Source organism: Brevibacillus porteri (genome assembly GCF_003013475.1).
In the GTDB taxonomy this organism is placed as follows: domain Bacteria; phylum Bacillota; class Bacilli; order Brevibacillales; family Brevibacillaceae; genus Brevibacillus; species Brevibacillus porteri.
Window position 1 is genome coordinate 58138 of record NZ_PXZO01000068.1, and the last position, 19494, is coordinate 77631.

Genomic DNA, 19494 nt, shown 5'->3' on the forward strand with positions numbered 1-19494 from the left:
CACAATCATGGGCTTTCATCATCACGATCATGGAGATGCTCACGATCACCATCACCACGGAAAAGGAGCCAGTAAACGAGCTCTTTTCATTTCTTTCCTCATCATTGCTGTATTTTTGGTTGTAGAAACCATCGGGGGCTTCCTCACCAATAGTTTGGCGTTGCTCTCTGATGCTGGGCATATGTTAAGCGATGCATTAGCGCTTCTGTTGAGCTTGATCGCTGTTCATTTCGCTGCACGACCACCTTCTGCCAAGAGAACCTTCGGGATGAAACGCTTTGAAATCTTGACAGCACTAACCAATGGAGTGACACTTGTACTGATTTCCTTGTTCATTTTCTGGGAAGGGTTCCAACGCATGTGGAATCCGCCTGAGGTTGCCAGCGGCTCCATGATCATCATCGCCAGCGTAGGTCTTTTGGCAAATATTGCGGCAGCCCTTGTACTCATGCGTGGCGACACTAAGAACAACGTCAATGTCCGGAGTGCCTATCTCCATGTTCTCGGCGATCTTCTCGGTTCTGTCGGTGCAATCGTTGGTGGTATTCTGATGTGGGCTTTTGGCTGGTACATTGCCGACCCGATCATCAGTATCGTCGTGGCTGTCCTGATCATGCTGAGTGCATGGCGCGTAACGAAAGAATCCGTCAATATTTTGCTGGAAGGCGCTCCTTCACGGCTGGATACGACAAAAGTAGAAGAGCGACTCAGTCAGCTGCCTGGAGTTATTAAAGTGCATGACCTCCATATTTGGACGGTTACTTCCGGATTTGATTCCCTGACATGCCATCTGGTTGTCGAGGACGATTTGCCTAGCTACCCTGTGTTAAATGACGCGCTTGCCCTAATGGAAAAAGAATTCGGCATTACACACGCGACAATCCAGATTGAGAACTCGTCTACTACACACGGTGACTTACATTGCCAGGCAACAGCCGATTCCCACGATCATAACCATGACCACGACCATGATCACGACCATGCGCATGATCATAAACAACATAGCCATTCCTAACAAAAGAAACCCATCTCCCGACATTTTCGAGAGATGGGTTTTTCTTGTGATTAGTCTTCCATGGTAGACAGGTCACCAGTCGGTAGACCTAATTCCCACGCTTTCAAGACGCGGCGCATGATTTTTCCGGAACGCGTTTTTGGCAACTTGTCACGGAATTCAATTTCACGAGGAGCAGCATGTGCAGCCAGTCCTTCTTTCACAAACTTGCGAATTTCATCCATCAACGCTTCACTTGGCTCATAGCCAGCTCGCAGCGAGATGAACGCTTTGATAATTTCACCACGTACCGGATCTGGTTTGCCAATGACGCCCGCTTCCGCTACTGCTGGATGCTCCACGAGCTTGCTCTCTACTTCAAACGGACCGACTCGCTCACCGGAAGTATTGATCACATCATCAATACGGCCTTGGAACCAGAAGTAACCTTCTTCATCCTTGTATGCAGAATCCCCGGACACGTACCAGCCTGGGATGCTGAAGTATTCTTCGTACTTCGCTGGGTTGTTCCAGATTTGTCTCATCATGGATGGCCAACCTGTACGGATAGCCAGATTCCCCATTCGATTCGGTGGCAGCTCATTTCCACGGTCGTCAATAATCGCTGCATAAATACCTGGGAACGGCTTACCCATCGATCCAGGCTTGATCGCCATACAGCGATAGTTAGAAATCAGCTGAGCACCCGTTTCCGTCATCCACCAGTTGTCGTGAATGCGTTGATTGAACACGCGCATACCCCAGTGAACGACTTCGGGATTGAGTGGTTCGCCAACGCTCAGGACGTGACGCAGACTGGATAAGTCAAATTGCTTGACGAGTTCATCCCCTGCCCCCATGAACATGCGGAACGTAGTCGGAGCACTGAACCAAATGGATACTTTGTTTTTCTCAATGACTTTATACCAGTCTTCGGGAGTAAAACGTCCGCCACGTACGACAATCGTTGCTCCATTCAACCAAGGTGAAAAAATGCCGTAAGAAGTACCCGTTACCCAGCCTGGGTCTGCTGTGCACCAATAAATATCATCCTCTTGCAAGTCGAGAATCCATTTCCCAGTTTGGTAGTGCTGGATCATGGCATTGTGAACATGCAGAACACCCTTTGGCTTGCCCGTTGAGCCTGAGGTGTAATGTAGGATCATTCCATCCTCACGATCAACCCATTCGATTTCCAGCTCGGTGGAGGCTTCTTCCATTGCTTTTTCAAAGCTGATGTGACCTTCTTTTAGCTCCTCTTCTGCCCCTACAACAATCACGTGTTTTAATGCAGGCAGGTCGCTTACTGGAATGCGTGGCAAGAGTGCAGGTGTCGTAACAATCGCAACTGCTTCGCTATTTTCCAAACGATCACGCACAGCCGCTTCCATGAACGCTTCGAACAGCGGCCCTACGATTGCGCCAACCTTAATCGTGCCTAAAACGCTTACATAAAGCTCGGGCGAACGCGGCATAAAGACGAATACGCGGTCCCCTTTCGCAATGCCCAGATTCCGCAAAACATTTCCGAATTTATTGGATAAATCGCTTAATTGCGCGAAAGTATAAGTCTCGTCTCTCGTCGCATTGCTGTACATCAAAGCGATTTTGTCTTTCCGATCAGTAGCGAGATGTCGATCAATGGCTTCGTACACCATGTTCACTTTCCCAGTCTCATACCAAGAGAATTGCTTCTCCACATCTGACCAATCAAAACTCGCATATGTTTCGTCATAATTTTCCAGATTAAAAGGGCCTTCCGTTGCTGGAATTTTCTCCACGTTCATGTCTTCACTCTCCCACTCAACATCGTTTTTCTCACTACACAACATTCATAATATTTCTACACTTTTCGAGTAATTCCTCCTACCAGAACCTACTTATTCGATTGCGAACATTTTCTTGTATAATGACGGTACTCTACTGCAAAGGAGATGGCTGGCCATGATGTTCTGGCTTATGTTACTTGGGGCTATCGCCTTGTTGCTTTTTCGAGCCTATCGCAATACATTTGATGTTCAAATAAAAGAAGTAGCGATACCCTTACAAAAATCCCGGCACCTTCAACAACCGCATGAGTTTGAGCCGATTTCCATCTTACATTTGTCTGATTTGCACATGGAAAACTTATCTGTACTGCCCCAGCGCATTGTCGCTGACTTTTCGCAGCGACAGGTAGACCTGATTGCCATTACTGGTGACTTGCTCGACCGTGAAATAAACATTCCGAAGGCAGTTGCTTTTGTGCAATGCCTCCAGCAATTACAGCCAGCACTCGGAATTTTTGTAGTTTTTGGCAATCACGACTATGTTCTTACCCCTTTCAAGCTCGCACAGTTGAAATCAGAATTAGAACGTATTGGCTGTCGTGTTCTTATTAACGAAAATGAAACTGTCTATCACAAGGGGCAGCCCCTGCACATTATAGGTGTGGATGATTTCAGCACGCGCCATAGCAACCTGGCCAAGTCTTTCTTCGGTGTACCCGAGACAGGAGCAAGGCTCGTCTTAACACATGATCCTAATATCGTTTTGCACATGAAAGAGTATGATTACGATTATTTGTTGTCAGGGCATTTTCACGGAGGACAGATCCATTGGCCTCGCCCCTTTCATCTCGCAACGATGGGGAAACTGCCTAAGCTGAATATCGTGAAAGGTCTTCACGAGATGGATGGTCGACCCTTTTACATCAGTGAGGGCCTGGGGCAAACAGGGGCAAACATCCGTCTGCGTTCCCGTCCCGAGATTACGTTGCATGTATTGGGCAGTGATGCTCCATTCAACGAGATGGCCGCTCCAGCTGTTGCTCTACAAGAAACAGCTGCCACGCTCGCCCTCGACTAAGGTATAATAGCCTTACTTTCGTGTCGAGATGGGGGTCACCTTGTGGAAAAATGGAAGAGAGATGTCGAGCACATCCGACAAGCGACAAATTTACCTATCGAATATGTACAAGTCTCACAGATAGAAACAGCACAAGCCCAGCAGGATTGGCTAAAAAATGGCTGGGAGCAAGTAGCCCTCCATTCGAGTAACGGTGTGATGACATTGATCCTTATCGAAACGGCATCATGGCATACTTCAGCCCGAGCGTTGTTGGATCTGATTTTTCCTCATGTGGATGATCCAGCAACGCTTCCCCTCCCAAAACAGATATCCAATTGGCTCTTAGGCATTGTCTCTGGCTCTCCTGTTGCAATCCCTGCTCAACTGGAAGCAAAATGGCCGTGGAAAGAAGCGCGCGTCTCCTTTTTATTAGAGCGATGCAGACCGGATCGCAAGGGAGAATGGGATTCCTTGCAGCCCTTGTTGCATGATTTTTTTGAAGGATTACCTGATTTCATTCCGTTGACGCAAACACATGCCCTTCTCATCGTCCCTGTCTCCATGCTCGATCATCAAAAAATGGCTTCAGAACTTTTGGAGTGGGCATCAGGCCTGCATGATCTCATTTCGATGGAATGGATGGAGTCCGTTCGCCTTGTAGTCGGATCGCCACTCACGAGTCCACTTGCATTGGGCGACACTCTTTTACGGCAATTATCACTCGCCCGTGCCCTTCAATCCTATCGACCACAAATGATGGTCGCTGGGGACTGGTCTTATCCGTTAGAACGATGGGCAGCTTCTCTCCCAAAAGAAATAGCAGCCGCTATCGCCAACGAGCTGGCCGCTGCCATAACCATTCCGCACATGACAGATGAACAATTGGAAACATTAGATACGTTGTTCGCCAGACAATTGAATGTAAGCGATACAGCACGGCAGCTTTTCCTTCACCGGAATACACTGTTGTATCGATTGGACAAGCTGACGGAACAAACCGGATTAGACCCGCGATTGTTTCCTGATGCCGTCATGCTTCAGCTCTACCTTCTCTTTCGTCAAAATTAACAAAACATTTTGTATATACTGTCCGTATCCAGCTTGCAAGTGAATTGGTACCCTATCCTTACAGTCATCAAAGAATTTGCTCTCTTCACAAACCCGAGGAGGTGCCTTTTTCATGGCAAAGGTAAGTCTTTCCCACATTTATAAACGATATGGAAACAACGTTACGGCAGTTGACGATTTTCACTTGGAAATTCAAGATCGCGAATTCCTCGTTCTAGTCGGACCATCTGGTTGTGGAAAATCTACCACGCTGCGCATGATTGCAGGTCTGGAAGAGATTTCGGAAGGTGATTTATACATAGGCGATCGCCGTGTCAACGATGTGGCTCCCAAAGATCGCGACATCGCCATGGTTTTTCAAAGCTATGCACTCTATCCGCATATGAATGTATACGAGAATATGGCTTTCGGCCTGAAATTGCGCAAATTCTCCAAATCCGATATTGATAAGCGAATTCAAGATGCAGCTCGAATCCTCGATATTTCGCATTTGCTAGACCGCAAGCCAAAAGCGCTGTCAGGGGGACAAAGACAGCGTGTCGCATTGGGTCGCGCGATCGTACGGGAACCGCAAGTATTTTTGATGGATGAACCGTTATCCAACCTCGATGCGAAGCTGCGTGTACAAATGCGCACGGAAATTTTGAAACTGCATCAACGCTTGAATACCACGATCATTTATGTGACGCATGATCAAACGGAAGCCATGACCATGGGAGACCGGATCGTCGTCATGAAGGACGGCCTTATCCAACAAGTGGCAACGCCGACTGAAATCTACAATCATCCAGTCAATCTGTTTGTAGCGAGCTTCATCGGCTCGCCTGCGATGAACTTTGTAAAAGGGAATCTTTCCGAGAAAGACGGCGCACTCTATTTTGATGCGCAAAATATTCATGTACGCTTCCCAGAAGATAAAGCAAAGACTTTACGGGAAAAAGGTTATGTAAACAAGCAGGTTATTTTTGGTATTCGCCCTGAGGACATTTACAGCGACGCTTCTTTTATGGAAGCAAATCCATTTGAGAGCTCGCTGGAAGCAGAAGTTGAAGTCGTAGAAAACATGGGTTCCGAATTGTACGTCTATTTCCACAATATCGGGGATACCCAGATGGTAGCGCGCGTGGATTCTCGTGAAGCGCTAAAACCGAAGATGAAGGTAAAATTAGCGATGGATCTTGCCAAATGTCATGTATTTGACAGCGAGACAGAAGTAGCTGTATTCTAATAGCGATATGAGAAGGAGTGTCCCATCCGGCATTCCTTTTCCTATTTTTTTTGTGTAAAACCTTTATAGAGAGAACAACTAGAGGTAGCGTGGAGAGGAGCGGATAAGAAGTGGCTTATCAAATCGTCTTTTTTGACATTGACGGAACCTTACTGAACACCGATCACATCATTCCACAAACAACGGTGGACGCCGTACAAACATTAAAACAAAACGGTGTCCATGTCGCGATTGCAACCGGCCGAGCTCCTTATCATTTGATGCCAATCGCTGAGCAGCTTGGCATTGAGACATTCGTGGGCTTTAACGGGTCGTATGTGAAGAGCGAAGGGACGATCATCCATCACACGCCAATTGCTACAGATACATTGGCAAAACTCGAACAAATGGCTGAGGGTCATTCTCATCCCATGGTATTTTTGAGCGCAGATCACTGCTATGCCAATGCCATGGACCACCCACATATCATCGAGTCTTTTGATTGGTTGCGACTGGAATCCCCGGCATATCGCCATCGCTATTGGGAGCAAACGCCGATTTATCAAGCATTTCTTTACTGTGGCGCTGATGAATCGAGATACACGGGTGAATTCCATGACGTCTCTTACATTCGTTGGCATGAACACTGCATGGATATTTTGCCCCCAAACGGCTCCAAGGCAAAAGGAATTGAAGCCGTCTTAAAACATTTTGGACTAACTCCTGCGGATGCTGTTGCCTTTGGAGACGGATTGAACGACAAAGAGATGCTCTCCTATGTTGGCATGGGCGTAGCGATGGGTAATGCTCATGAAGAGCTGAAGCCGTTCGCCAATATGATTACGCGCCACGTAAACGATAGTGGCATCCAACATGGCTTAGCAAAGCTTGGTTTAATCTAGACACGTTAACTGTAAGCTATTTCCTTCATAATCACTCCCTTCATGTGCACGCTATAGACAACAGCACTGGAGGGAGTGAGTTTTTTTGCGCGTCTGGCCTTTTGTTGCCGTTGTTGCCTTGGTCGGTCTCGTAGTTGTCCCGTATCGGATGAATCAAAATGCAGAACAAGAAATGCGCGAACCTCATCCCCGCGTGACATCGGTTCAAGCGAGAATTCCTCGTATTAACTACATTGAACAGGTGAAAGACATTCGTCGTGGCCTGGAGAAAAAAAGCCATATTCAAACGCTTCATCATAACCAGCGTGATCGCAGTCATTATGTAGAAAATGAAGTCGTCGTGCGCTTTTCACCACGCCCCAAGCAAGAAAAAATTGATCAGCTCGTTTCTTCTTTAGATGCCAAGATCAAACGTGATTTTGACAAATTTCTCATTATCAAATCAAAGAGCATGACTACCAAGCAGCTCATGAAAAAACTGGCTGAACATCCTGACTCCGTATTTGCCGAGCCAAATTACCTCTTACTCCCGAACGTGAAACCAAACGATACGTATTACAAAGAATACCAGTGGAACCTTCCTCTAATTGGCATGGAGCAAAGTTGGGACGTTAGCGAAGGCAGCAGTGATGTCATCGTTGCAGTCGTCGATACAGGTGTGGATATGAAGCATCCAGAATTTGCTGATAAGCTAGTCAAAGGCTACAACGTTTTGGATGGCAGTAACAAACCTGAGGATGATAATGGTCATGGAACTCACGTTTCGGGCGTCATTGCCGCGAAAACGAACAACGCAGATGGTATAGCCGGGATGTCCTGGAAAAGCAAGCTCATGCCGATCAAAGCCATTGGCGCAGACGGTTCGGGATCAGCCGTGGACATCGCACAAGGCATTTATTGGGCGACAGATAACGGAGCGGATGTCATCAACTTGAGTGTAGGCAACTACACCTCCTCTGCTGCTCTGAAGGAAGCATGTCGCTATGCCTTTGATAAAAATGTCGTGTTAGTCGCGGCTTCCGGAAACGATGCGAGTGATCAGCCAAGCTTTCCTGCTGCCTATGATGAAGTTCTCGCCGTTGCCGCTGTCGATCATCGTAAAGAACGCGCTGATTTTTCTAACTTTGGTGATTATGTGGATGTATCTGCTCCTGGGGTCGATATTCCGAGCACGTACATTTCTAGCGACTATGCCTCGCTATCAGGTACTTCGATGGCGTGCCCTCATGTCGCTGGACTCGCTTCGCTTATCCGTTCCATTCATCCCAATATGAATTCCAAAGATGTGATGAATCTCATTAGACAATCCTCGACTGACCTCGGTGCTCCTGGGCACGATCAGTTATACGGGTACGGTATGATCAATGTGAACCAGGCCCTTCGCCAAGCCCAGCCGGTCGAGCAAGTCAAAACAGAACAACCTCCGAAAACAATCGGCGGCTTGCTTAATAAATTCTTTCAACGACTGCGCTTTGGTGGACAATAAGTTCAGTGAACAAAAAGGCTTTCAAAAAGATAAAAATAAAAAAGGTGGTCGAATCCACCTTTTTTTCCCTTTATATGTAGGCAAGAATCTTTTAAGCTCGTGCTTTTTCTTGTTGCATTTGTTTTTTCGCAATATAGTCTGTCTCATAATACTGCAAATCATTACGCATCTGTTCGAACACTCTGGACAGGGACAAGGTCAACTGCTGCAATTCAGGGGTGACCTGCTTGCGGAAAATGATACAGTCCTGACCCGTATAGGCCAATCGCGCATCTTCTTCGTAAACCTCCCCTTTGGGATAATAGAAGTTATTTATACAGGTATGGTATACCTGATACAATACTTCCTCGGCAAACTCCTCATGAAATCGTGCACGCCGGAGGGATACTCCCAGCCTTTCGTATGCATTTTCGCAGTAAACCAAAAGGTGGCGCAAGTCGGAAAGATAGTTACGGTAATACGTTTCAAATTCTTCAGGATCACCTGACGTGGATACGAGACCAGCTAGGGTAACCTGATTCAAAAAACGTTCCACTTCCATGCTGACCTTTTTCAACTTGGTGTACGTCTCCTCGCACAATTGCTTTAGATGAGTCGCTGACATAAAGTCCCCCTAATGTTGAAGAATCTGCCTTTTTTATCATAAGTATAAAGGAAAGATTATTTATTACACAAGGGTTATTTTTATACAATCAGACCGCTTCACAAGATGATAGATAGCATCGTATAAGCGAAAATAAGGCTACGCCAAAGGTTTAGCGTAGCCAAGTTATCCTATTCAATTGCCATTTAAACCGCCGTTTGCTCACTAACTTTTCCCTTCATTTTCCTTATCTGCAACAAATAAATGAGATAAGCTGCGAACAACCCGATGAGAGTCATGAAGCCGAGAACGACAAAGTCATTCATGACAGCTGACAGACCATGTCCCTTCGCCAAGATCTCTCTGACACCATTCAAGAAATACGTCAGCGGCAAAGATTTTGCAATCGCGACAATTGCAGTCGGCATCGACATGAGTGGCCAAGTATAGCCAGATAACATAAACGAAGGTACTGCAATCATCATCCCGATCTGAGTAGCTTGGAGCTGGCTGCTGGACACAAAGGAGATGGCATAACCAATAGACAATACCGCCAAGTTAAACATGGTAGCAAGTAGCATCAGGTCGAACGTGCTTCCATAATAAGGGATATCAAAACCTTTTAACATCAGTGTAAACGCTAGGAACATGTTGAGGGTTCCTGCCAGAAAGTACGGCAACAATTTGCTCGCCGTGATCGCGAAGAAGCTATGGCGAGAGAGTGTATCCTTCCAGGTACCCTCTTCTTTTTGTTGGGCAACCGACAATACGATTCCGAGAAACAGCACTTGCTGTAGCACTGTACCTGCGAGTCCGAATACCATGAAGGACAAATAGCTGAAGGTCGGGTTATACAGCACTCTGTATCGATAGTCGATACCCGTAAACATGTTTTTCCCTTTTTCTCCCCATCCGCCAATTGCTTCCATCTTCTTCAGCGTGGTTCCTGCTGAAACAGATTTAATCGCTGTATTCGCCGCTCGAACTGCCGTATTCGAAATCATGATGTTGCTGCCGTCGATAACAGTCAGTACCTCTGCCTCTCTCCCAGCCTTCACATCCTTTTCTAATCCTGCAGGAATGATCAGGGCGATATTTGCTTCGCCCTTGTCAACCAATTTCATTGCTTCTTCTTCTGTTCCTACAACGGACGTGATCCGAAATGTATGATCGACCTCAAAGGCGCGATAGAGCTCACGACTCAATTCGGTTTGATCGGCATCCACCATCACAGTAGGGATCTCCATCACTTTTTTCTCACTGTACAGAAAACCGAACATTGTTAAATAAATCAACGGAACGAGGAAGAGAATATTACGAATGGTTTTGTTTGCAAAAAGATTTTTCCATTCGCTCCAGAACAGGTGAGAGAAACTATTCACCATTACCAGCTCCTTCAAGTTGCCACTCAACTGTCAGGCCTGGACGCAATTCCGGATCGGACACCAACAGCTTCACTTGGAAGGAACGAATGTCACGATCACCGAGTTCTTGTGTCGCTTTTTTTACGGCAAAGTCAGCAGCAGGAGCTACAGTAACCACTTTGGCGTCTACTTCTCTGTTCAGAGCTGGGACAAACAATTTCACTTGATCGCCTGATTTCACATTCGCGAGCATGTATTCATTCACATAAAATTTGACATAGTTGTCTGATTTCGTTTGGAGCGTCAAAACGGTGAAACCTTGCGAAACCAGCTCTCCCTTTTGAACGGCAACTGCTTTTACAATTCCGTCTACTGGCGCTGACAGCTTGGTGTTGTTCACATAGGCTTCCATTTCAGCCAGCGCACCTTTTGCCTGCATGACGTTCGCTTCTGCGGATTTAACATCCAGCTCCTTCAAGCCTACTTGGCCTCTCCCTGCTACAGCTTGGTTGTATGCAGCTTTTGCTTGATCCAGTTGTGCTTGTGCGGCATCGACCTGCTCTTTGCGCGATCCAGTTTGAGCCATTTTCAACTGTTCTTCTGCTGCTTTAAACTCCGCTTGCGCCTTGTCTGCTTGCATCTGCGCCTCTTCCACTTTCACTTGTGGAACAGCACCCTCCGCCATTAATTTTTTCATTCTTTCCAAATTCGTCGCGGCAATTTGATTCGAAGTTTGTGCTGCTTGTAATTTCGCTTTGAGCTGCGTAATTTCTTCTGAACGCGCTCCATTTTTGTTCGCGTCAAGCTGCGCTTGCGCCGAGCTGACTGCTGCTTTTGCTTGGTCGACTTGAGCATTGCTGGAGTTATCTGTCACGGATACTCCTTTTTTCGCCTGATCAAGCTTGACGAGAGAGAGCTTGTAAGCAGCTTCAGCCTGCTCTTTCTTCGCGAGAATCTCCGCGCTGTTTAGCGTGGCAACGACTTGCCCTGCCTTTACTTCGTCTCCTTCTTTTAGGGAGAGCTGTTCGATGGAACCGCCCATTTTAAAAGAGAGATCTACCTCTGTTCCCTCGATTACACCTGCTAATTTCGTTGTGTTCTTACCAGCCATGCTACTCCCATTTGAACCAAACAATACGGTTCCAAGTACTGCAATACTGACTACAAAGCTACCTATACCGATCCATGCACGTTTGTTCATCTGTCTTCTCCTCTTGTTTTACGTTTCTCTAGACGTTATTTGGTTTAAAACATTCCTGAAAGCATGTAACGAAGCGTCTGTTTATCTGCGGCACTGTTCACTGGCTCTTTGCGAAATTGCTTGCGAAGCACGGTAAAACCAACCATGCCGAACAATGCGGAAGCGAGTGTACGAATATCGATATCTGCCCGGATATATCCTTGCTGCTGCAATTCCAGCATGTGTGACTCCATTGTGCTGAAATAGCCACCTAACAGATTGCCAACCATCCTGTCACGCTGTCCATCTCCTGAGAAGGCACTCAGCAACAGGAAACACAAATCTTGATTCTCGGAAAAGAAGCGAAGATGCTCATCCAGCACATTCAGAATGCGATCCTCCAAGGAAAGCTCTTCATTTTGCATTACATTATCTACATGGTAAATCAGCATCTTCACGCCTTTTTCTATCACGTACAAAAACAGCTCTTCCTTTGTGGAAAAGTGATAATAGAGTGTTCCTTTTGCCACCTGCGCCATTTCCGCGATTGCATCCATGGTCGTTTCGCTATATCCCAATTGGGCAAATGCGGTTAAAGCTCCATTTGCAATTTGATCTTTTTTGGATGGTGCCATCACTCCTGTCCCCTTTCAATTTTTTGAACTGACTGGTCAGTACAAAGATTATATTACGAATACTTCCTAGTTTTGTCAAGCAGCCATTCCTTCTATGTACAAAAAAAAGATCGCTTTGTAGGCGATCTTTTACTTCTCGATAATTTGAAGGTATGTTTCCATGGTTGCAGGCATTGGCGCGACACCGAGGCCCTCCCTCAGTTTTGCTACACATTTTTCGTACCAGCGAATGGCCTGTGTCCGATTATTTTGCTGATAATACACAGTCATTAGTAAGCGGTACGACTCCTCCCAGCAATCATCCACCCGCAGAATCGCTTCACACCAGCGGATTGTTTTTTCCAATTGCCCATCCTCTAGCATGATTTTGGCTACCCTCTCTGCTCCGCGTAAAAACAGTGCCTGCACTCTCTCACGCTCTTCTACGCACCAATCCTCATAACGGCATTCCGGCATGTAATCGCCCAAATAATACGCAAGCCCTTTTTCCAAAAGGATGGCTCCCTGACGACGGTCTGATTCTGCCAAGCCCAATGTAACGAGCTTTTCGAATTCCTCGACGTCCATATGGTAGCCCGATGCCAGATTGAAACCGTAAGAGCTGCCATGGCGTTGAATGAAGAATGTATCTGTTCTGGCGGCACGATCTGGCTCGAGGGCTTTGTTCAACGCATTCAACGACACTTTAAAATCGCGGATTGCCGCTTCCTCGATACTGTCTGGCCAAAGTCGGTTCATGATTTCTTCCCTGGCTAACAAATGATGTCTCTTCGTTAATAAAAGCTGAAACAACAGCTTTGCCGTCCCACGCTGCCATGCCTTTTCGCTCAGTTCCTGCTCTCCCAGCCATACACGGAATGCGCCAAGCGTCTGAATACGAAGCGTATAGCCGGGGTGGAAGGTCACGTTTTGCAAGCCCAAATCATTTAACAGCTGAGAGACGTAATCCGGTGATACCTTCCGTCGCTCTGCCTCAATCAAAATCGGCATGAGCTGTTGTACATCATGTGGGGTAAGCAGGGTCGGTCGCTGCAAAAGGAATTGATATTCACCGGACTTCATCAAGGACAGAGCTTGCGTCACCGCAGGTACAAACAAATCCCATTGTTTTTTGCGATAAGCCAAGAAGCTCAGCCATAATTGGCAAATGACTACACTGTAGCTATCCCCGCAGTGACTAAGTCGGTCGGCACAGTCGATAAAGGTAGCCCATGCTTCCTCTTCTTTACCGTATTTGGCGTATGCAATCCCAATCGCCATCCGTACCAGACTGCCTAACCAGTCGTCGCGCATTGCCTCTGTCTCTTGTATCCCCCTGTTGCCATACAAAAGAGCTTGGTCGAGTGCCTTTTCTCTTGCGTGAAGCAGGGTTAGCCCCAGAAGCGTTTCTGACTTTCCGCGTGTCGACTGGAGCTCCTCCATGATCTGCAAACCTTTTTCATAAAGCTGGCGAATCTCATCCATAGGTAATGTTTGACTGATGAGGGCAGCATGGGCTTTTCGAACATAGCCATTTGCCTCTACAAATGGTGAATGCGCTGCACGTCCGAGTTGGATCGCAGTTTCTGCGGATTCCCACCCCCGCTCCCATTCACCATTCAATGCATACACAAAAGATAGCAGCAAAGAGGTTTCCCGATACGATCTGGTCAGCGGAGGATGCTTCCTCTGTTCTACCTGCCACTTACTCTCCAGGAGCTGAATGGAGGACTGCAATCGGCCAGTACGGAACAACAGGCGCGATTCCAGCTCAACCTCCGTCTGCTGCTCTAATTCCTGACTCCGTTCATACCAAGCTGCCGCCTGTTTGGCATCTCCGCGATTCGTATAAATTTCTGCCAGCAAACGGTATAGCCTCGGTGCCATTTCATTCTCTTGTTCAAATGGGGGCAAAAGTTGAATCGCTCTCTTAAGCAGTTCTTCTGCCCGGACGCCTTGTACGCTGTCCAGATGAACGCGTGCTTGCCCTTCCAGCCCGCGGCACAATCCGATTTGATCTTGCTTGTGTTCACATTGTTTCAAAAATTGCTCATAAGAAGAAAAGGCCTTCGCATACAGACAGCGATAGCGTTCTACTTCGCCCTGATAAAACAGCAGCCAATGCTGTTCGCACTTGATGTTCTCTGGTAACAGTGTTATCCACTCGTATAAAAAATCCAGCTTCCCTGCTTGCAGCAACCTTTCCGATGCTTGGCACAACCATTCACCCAGCACCTCCCACTGCTCGACGAGCCGCAACCGCCCAAAAGCTTTTGCCTCGTCCCCTTTACGTCTGTACCAGCCTGCGGCCTTATAATTGACATGCACGTACGTCGCTTGATTCGCAGCCAGCTTACTAGACAGGAGACGCTGGAAAAGCGGATGAAAGGAATAATGAGATCCTGCCTGGACATGCAAAAAAAGATTACAACGCTGTGCTTCATACAGGTGCTCCATGTATCCTTCCCCGAGTATTTGCTTGCAATCCTCCAGGTCGAATTGCTCGAGAACCGCTGCCTCCATCAAGAAGCGCTGCATACCTGCGTCTAGCTGTGTCCAAATTTCCACTTCCAGCAAATGCAGCAATCGCGATAACTCACGCAGACTGTCAGAAACCGTCTGCCCCCTCGTTACCATTTCACCAAAAGTGCGCAGCGCCATCACCCAGCCTTGCGCCACCTCTTCTACGCGGCCCCAATCGTCTTCGGACAGCGTAATGTCGTATTGATCTGAATAAAAGGCTTCACTTTCCTCCAACGTAAAAGAAAGGTCATTTGTTGTAAGTTCCAGACACTCGCCTCTTGCGGACAACAAGTCGAGATTAGACCACTTCAGTCGAGAGCGCGTTAAGATGACCAGCTTGACTTTTTGTGGGAGAGCCTCGGCTAACCGTTGAATAAATCGATCGACGTCACTACCATCATCTATTCGTTGGTAATGGTCCAAAACAAGTATGTGGTCCACCTGGAGTTGTACACATTCCCCGACGAACCAGTCGACCAATACCTTACTGTCAATGGAGGGCACTGGACTTTGCTCAGTGATACGTATGAGTCGCTCTCGCAATATCTGTCCAAAATCGGAATGAATCTGACGAACGCTTTCGACGAGACAGATGACAAACGCAAGAAGGGCATCGTCTCCATCCTGGATCGTATACCAGGATGCAGCCAGTGCTTCATCATGCAAAAATGTAGCCAGAGAAGTCGTTTTGCCATAGCCTGTCCCTGCATGAATGAGACAAAGCTGCGTATATTTCAACAGGCGTAATTTTTTTGCCAATGCAGGTCGCCGTAAGACATATGGCTTCTGTCCTGGAGGAGTTATTTTGGATATAGGGATGTGGATTGGAATCATAAAATGTGCACTCCTTGCCGTTCTCCTGCTCTTCTTTGACTATTTCCCCATTTCTAACTATTCTCCTGCCAATTGACTCTTAATCAACAAAAAGCCCACCCGGGAGTCCAGGTGGTGCTCATTCAATCCACTAAATTATATCCAATAACAGTATATCCAATATCATTTAACAAAACTTGGAATTCTTCGTCACTAATGTGCTCTCCGTGTGTAATTCGTGAATGCAAATTTGCGATTCGGTCATAAACAGCGCGATTGGTAGACACGTATAATATGTTGAAGCGTGTTTCTGCCTGCAAACGTGACCTCATCCGATCCACGACACGTTTATGCAGCGAATCTGGATGTCCATTATCGACTCGCACAATTTTTCCAGGTGTATACGGGATCGACGTCCGCGGATTGACTTCGTCAGGCTTCGGAGTATCGACTGGCAGCACACCTACAATCAAGTTATCCTTGTACGCTAACACCTTGATATCGGTTACACCGGGCAGCTTTTCCGCATGCCCTTCCAAGTGTGTCACGAGCTGCGGCTCACGCTGATGAACCATCTTTTGGCTAATCATGGCTGCCGGTCCTTTATCCCTAGCGACGTTATCGTTTTGGAAGTTAATCCCGAGAGATTCAAATTTGGCCTGATTTCCGTTCTGATCTTCGGTGCCCTGTTCTTTGTTAGGCGAACACCCTGTCAGCAAGCCGGCAAACAGGAGCACAGCAATGATACTCCCACTCATTCGTCTCACAACAAAAACACCTCCTTGCACTTAGTGTGATGTGCAGGAGGTGTTCTTACTCAGGAAGTAGCTGCCTTAATTCGTCTTTTGGAAGTCACCTTCAAATGTATCTTTTTTGCCGTCTTTTTCAGCTTTGAGCGTGTAGCTTCTGATTCCATCATTCGTGGATTGGTAAAATTCAAAAGTACCTTCAGCAGTTACTTCCACTTCGTATGTTTTGTCTTCCAACGTTACGGTAACCTCTGTTCCAGGTTCTACTTTACCGACGATTTGGTAAACTCCCAAATTGGCTAAAGAAAAGGTCTTACCTTTAACACTTTCCTTGTCAATAAATGCAACCTGCTCAGGCTTTTTCTCGTCTGTTGCTGGTTTCGTCGGATCTTTTGGTTTTTCCTGTTGTCCGACTTGATTAGGGTTCACATTATCCGCAATCAAAACGGTTTGCGTTTTTGGATCCCACTCTACTTTGTAACTCAGCGCTTCCGCAATAAAACGAACAGGTACTACAGTACGCTTGTTCACAATCTGTGCAGGCACGTCCAGGTTGATCGTTTGTCCATTTTTCTTGGCAATTTTTTGTGTAACGACCAACCTGATGTTATCTTTCCCTTTATTAATCGTTACGGTACGAGTAGCTTCGTTCCACTGCACTTCAAAACCGAGGCTTTCTGCAATCGGACGAATCGGAACCAGTGTACGCCCCTGGCTGATAATAGGTGCTTGGTCAGGAAACGCGATTTGTTTTTTATTGTACTCCACTTTAACAGCAGTCTGTACTGCTTTCGGCGCAACAGGTGCAGATGCTGACGCTGCAGAAAACGCTGCCATTGGTACCAGGGCGATCGCTAGTAGTAATGAGGTTACTTTTTTAAGCAAAACATTCACTCCATTTCCAAAAAAGTTCATACGATTCTTAATCTACTATAGGATGAGGACTGTTTCAAGAATTTCCTACAGTCTCCCTTTCAAAAGATCGTTCTTTCCTAGTAGTTCTCTTCCATCTCGTTACTTTTTCCTCCTCCTTTTGACCTAATTTCAAATTGTTACAAAAATGCAACCATCTTGCTTTCCAAAACCGTTACAATAGACAAGAAGCGACAGCATTTTATCTTGAAAGAGGCAATGACTGATGAATAAATTTCTCCCTTTCCTCATCCTGGCACTTATCTTAACGTTAATTCCTCCAGTAGGAAGCTCCGCCAATACGACGGCCATCCAATTGGGAAGTGATGTACTGTTCAATCAGTTCCACCATCTCATTGAAGGCAAAAAAGTCGGGTTGATTACGAATCAAACAGGTCTGAACAGTCAAATGGTTAGCACGATCGACATGTTACGACGTGATCGCTCCGTCCATTTAACCACTCTCTATGCACCTGAACATGGCCTCGACGGAAAAACGGTCGCAGGAAAACAAGTAACGAGCTTTGTTCATCCCGTCTACGCTATACCGGTCTACGGCTTGTCTGGATCAACTCGCAAGCCGACACCAGAAATGCTGAAAGACATTGATATTCTTCTCATTGATTTGCAAGATATCGGATCGAGAACCTACACATACATATCTACCTTGCAATACGCCATGACAGCTGCAAAGGAACAAGGAAAAGAAGTAATGATACTGGATCGACCGAATCCTCTCGGCGGAACAATTGTCGAGGGTCCTGTAGTTGAACTGCCTTACCGCTCCTTTATCGGAGTGGATACCCTCCCGCTTGCACATGGCATGACGATCGGAGAGCTGGCATTGTTTTTCAACCGTACCATCGGTGTAGATCTTACCGTCATTCCGATGCAAGGGTATGCACGCAACATGATTTATCAACAGACAGGTTTAGCCTGGATTCCGAGTTCTCCGCATATCCCTAACTTGACCTCGGTTTTCGGGTATATGGCAACTGGTTTGGGTGAGGGTACCCCCATTCGTCAAGGCGACCATTTCACCTGGATCGGGGCTGAGGGTCTGGATTCGCACAAGTACGCCGATCTGTTAAATGGAAGTCTTCTGCCTGGTGTCATCTTTATTCCTGAGAATAAAGGAACTGCCGGGGGCGTACGCCTTCAGATCAACGATCTACATCAGTTTAACCCTGTAAAAACAGGTATTTACGCGCTGGCTTACGCCAAGCAATTGCAGCCATTCCCTATGCCCAAAAGTACAAGTATGCAAATCTCCATGTTCGACAAGGTGATGGGTACCAACAAAATCGGTCTGCTTCTCGAACAAGGCAAATCCCCGCAGGAGATTGTTTCTTCCTATGAAGCGGATCTTACGAAATTTGTAGAGCTGCGGCAAAAATATTTGATCTATGGCGATGAACCGTTTATCCCAATGCAGCCGATTCAACAGAAACACCCAAAACAACCAAAGCAACCAGAACAACCGAAACCATCTAAGCCAGAAAAGCCAAAGACACCGACTCCACAGCAGCCTGGCAATAATAATGGAACGACCAATCCAACGAAGAAACCTGAACCAGCTACAAAACCGATTCCTCAGACACCGAAGTCTTCTGAGAAGATCGCTTATTTAACCTTTGACGATGGACCTTCTTCAGTAACTCCACGCGTTTTGGATACGCTGAAAACGCATCAGGTTAAAGCTACCTTCTTTATAGTAGGCCGTGAGGTAGCTGGTCATGAGGCCATTCTCAAAAGGATTGTAGCTGAAGGGCATGCGGTGGGAGGACATTCGTATTCCCATAATTATCAGCTTGTTTACAAAAACATGGAGAGCTTTTTTGCAGACCTAGAAAAAGGCAGTCAAATGATTGAAAAAGCAACCGGCGTAAAACCAGCAGTATTCCGCTATCCAGGTGGCAGCACGAATACCGTCAGTTTGAAATATCAAGATCCCAAACGTTATAACAAGCAGCATACAGTCATGCATGCGATCAAAGCAGAGGCGCAACAACGTGGCTATTCATTTATCGACTGGAATGTAACAAACGGCGATGCAAGAAGCAACAAATACACAGCCGCTCAAACACTGGCCAATATAAAGCAGCAAGTAAAGTCACAAAAAGAAATCGTCGTTTTGATGCATGATTCCAGTACCAAGTCACCAACAGCTGAAGCTCTCCCAGAAATCATTTCGTACTTGAAAGAAAAAGGCTATCGTTTTGAAGTCATTCAAGCCGATCGTCCGACTGTTTCGAACGTAAAATAATCAC

15 protein-coding genes are annotated in these 19494 nt (G+C 46.6%); 7 read left to right on the forward strand and 8 right to left on the reverse strand.

What is annotated here, in order from left to right; translation table 11 throughout:
* Positions 1–7: 7 nt before the first annotated feature.
* Positions 8–1015 carry a cation diffusion facilitator family transporter gene (locus C7R92_RS30220; protein ID WP_106836674.1) on the forward strand — a complete coding sequence of 336 codons (1008 nt, stop codon included), beginning with the start codon at positions 8–10 and terminating at the stop codon, positions 1013–1015.
* Positions 1016–1065: 50 nt separating this feature from the next.
* On the opposite strand, the gene acsA is transcribed toward C7R92_RS30220, so the two are convergent.
* Positions 1066–2781 carry an acetate--CoA ligase gene (acsA, locus tag C7R92_RS30225; protein ID WP_106836693.1) on the reverse strand — a complete coding sequence of 572 codons (1716 nt, stop codon included), beginning with the start codon at positions 2779–2781 and terminating at the stop codon, positions 1066–1068.
* Positions 2782–2941: 160 nt separating this feature from the next.
* Here acsA and C7R92_RS30230 point away from each other — a divergent pair, with 160 nt between their 5' ends.
* From C7R92_RS30230 to C7R92_RS30250, 5 genes are all read left to right on the forward strand, one after another.
* Positions 2942–3841 (forward strand): metallophosphoesterase, encoded by a 900-nt coding sequence (locus C7R92_RS30230; RefSeq protein ID WP_106836694.1) that lies wholly within the window; start codon positions 2942–2944, stop codon positions 3839–3841.
* 42 nt (positions 3842–3883) lie between these two features.
* Positions 3884–4891: a PucR family transcriptional regulator gene (locus C7R92_RS30235; RefSeq protein ID WP_106836675.1), complete on the forward strand. Its 1008-nt coding sequence runs from the start codon at positions 3884–3886 to the stop codon at positions 4889–4891.
* A 112-nt stretch (positions 4892–5003) separates the two neighbouring features.
* The gene (locus C7R92_RS30240) at positions 5004–6119 is read left to right on the forward strand and encodes an ABC transporter ATP-binding protein (RefSeq protein WP_017247792.1); all 1116 of its coding nucleotides are present in this window, start codon (positions 5004–5006) and stop codon (positions 6117–6119) included.
* 110 nt (positions 6120–6229) lie between these two features.
* Positions 6230–7000 (forward strand): Cof-type HAD-IIB family hydrolase, encoded by a 771-nt coding sequence (locus C7R92_RS30245; RefSeq protein ID WP_106836676.1) that lies wholly within the window; start codon positions 6230–6232, stop codon positions 6998–7000.
* 85 nt (positions 7001–7085) lie between these two features.
* Entirely contained in the window at positions 7086–8486 is a 1401-nt protein-coding gene (locus C7R92_RS30250; protein ID WP_106836677.1) for a S8 family peptidase, read from the forward strand.
* Between the two features lie 91 nt (positions 8487–8577).
* Here C7R92_RS30250 and C7R92_RS30255 read toward each other — a convergent pair whose 3' ends face one another.
* From C7R92_RS30255 to C7R92_RS30285, 7 genes are all read right to left on the reverse strand, one after another.
* Positions 8578–9090 carry a DUF3907 family protein gene (locus tag C7R92_RS30255; RefSeq protein ID WP_106836678.1) on the reverse strand — a complete coding sequence of 171 codons (513 nt, stop codon included), beginning with the start codon at positions 9088–9090 and terminating at the stop codon, positions 8578–8580.
* A 185-nt stretch (positions 9091–9275) separates the two neighbouring features.
* On the reverse strand, positions 9276–10454 hold the full coding sequence (locus C7R92_RS30260) for an ABC transporter permease (protein ID WP_106836679.1): 1179 nt from the start codon (positions 10452–10454) through the stop codon (positions 9276–9278).
* Entirely contained in the window at positions 10444–11634 is a 1191-nt protein-coding gene (locus C7R92_RS30265) for an HlyD family secretion protein (RefSeq protein ID WP_106836680.1), read from the reverse strand. Before C7R92_RS30265 ends, C7R92_RS30260 begins: the two co-directional genes overlap by 11 nt.
* 44 nt (positions 11635–11678) lie before the next feature.
* A complete protein-coding gene (locus C7R92_RS30270; protein ID WP_026042999.1) occupies positions 11679–12248 on the reverse strand; it encodes a TetR/AcrR family transcriptional regulator in 570 nt (189 codons plus the stop codon).
* A 129-nt stretch (positions 12249–12377) separates the two neighbouring features.
* Complete coding sequence (locus C7R92_RS30275; protein WP_106836681.1) at positions 12378–15584, reverse strand: AfsR/SARP family transcriptional regulator; 3207 nt, start codon at positions 15582–15584, stop codon at positions 12378–12380.
* Positions 15585–15706: 122 nt separating this feature from the next.
* Complete coding sequence (locus tag C7R92_RS30280) at positions 15707–16321, reverse strand: YhcN/YlaJ family sporulation lipoprotein (protein WP_217368932.1); 615 nt, start codon at positions 16319–16321, stop codon at positions 15707–15709.
* Between the two features lie 75 nt (positions 16322–16396).
* On the reverse strand, positions 16397–17227 hold the full coding sequence (locus tag C7R92_RS30285; protein ID WP_106836682.1) for a copper amine oxidase N-terminal domain-containing protein: 831 nt from the start codon (positions 17225–17227) through the stop codon (positions 16397–16399).
* 223 nt (positions 17228–17450) lie between these two features.
* Between C7R92_RS30285 and C7R92_RS30290 the strand changes: the two genes are divergently transcribed.
* Entirely contained in the window at positions 17451–19490 is a 2040-nt protein-coding gene (locus tag C7R92_RS30290; RefSeq protein ID WP_106836683.1) for an exo-beta-N-acetylmuramidase NamZ domain-containing protein, read from the forward strand.
* Positions 19491–19494: the final 4 nt, after the last annotated feature.

Excerpts from the sequence above, each read along its gene's own strand:
- C7R92_RS30220 (WP_106836674.1), top strand. The coding sequence starts at position 8 with ATGGGCTTTCATCATCACGATCATGGAGATGCTCACGATCACCATCAC.
- acsA (WP_106836693.1), bottom strand. The coding sequence starts at position 2,781 with ATGAACGTGGAGAAAATTCCAGCAACGGAAGGCCCTTTTAATCTGGAA.
- C7R92_RS30230 (WP_106836694.1), top strand. The coding sequence starts at position 2,942 with ATGTTCTGGCTTATGTTACTTGGGGCTATCGCCTTGTTGCTTTTTCGA.
- C7R92_RS30240 (WP_017247792.1), top strand. The coding sequence starts at position 5,004 with ATGGCAAAGGTAAGTCTTTCCCACATTTATAAACGATATGGAAACAAC.
- C7R92_RS30255 (WP_106836678.1), bottom strand. The coding sequence starts at position 9,090 with ATGTCAGCGACTCATCTAAAGCAATTGTGCGAGGAGACGTACACCAAG.
- C7R92_RS30260 (WP_106836679.1), bottom strand. The coding sequence starts at position 10,454 with ATGGTGAATAGTTTCTCTCACCTGTTCTGGAGCGAATGGAAAAATCTT.
- C7R92_RS30265 (WP_106836680.1), bottom strand. The coding sequence starts at position 11,634 with ATGAACAAACGTGCATGGATCGGTATAGGTAGCTTTGTAGTCAGTATT.
- C7R92_RS30270 (WP_026042999.1), bottom strand. The coding sequence starts at position 12,248 with ATGGCACCATCCAAAAAAGATCAAATTGCAAATGGAGCTTTAACCGCA.
- C7R92_RS30275 (WP_106836681.1), bottom strand. The coding sequence starts at position 15,584 with ATGATTCCAATCCACATCCCTATATCCAAAATAACTCCTCCAGGACAG.
- C7R92_RS30280 (WP_217368932.1), bottom strand. The coding sequence starts at position 16,321 with ATGAGTGGGAGTATCATTGCTGTGCTCCTGTTTGCCGGCTTGCTGACA.
- C7R92_RS30285 (WP_106836682.1), bottom strand. The coding sequence starts at position 17,227 with ATGAACTTTTTTGGAAATGGAGTGAATGTTTTGCTTAAAAAAGTAACC.
- C7R92_RS30290 (WP_106836683.1), top strand. The coding sequence starts at position 17,451 with ATGAATAAATTTCTCCCTTTCCTCATCCTGGCACTTATCTTAACGTTA.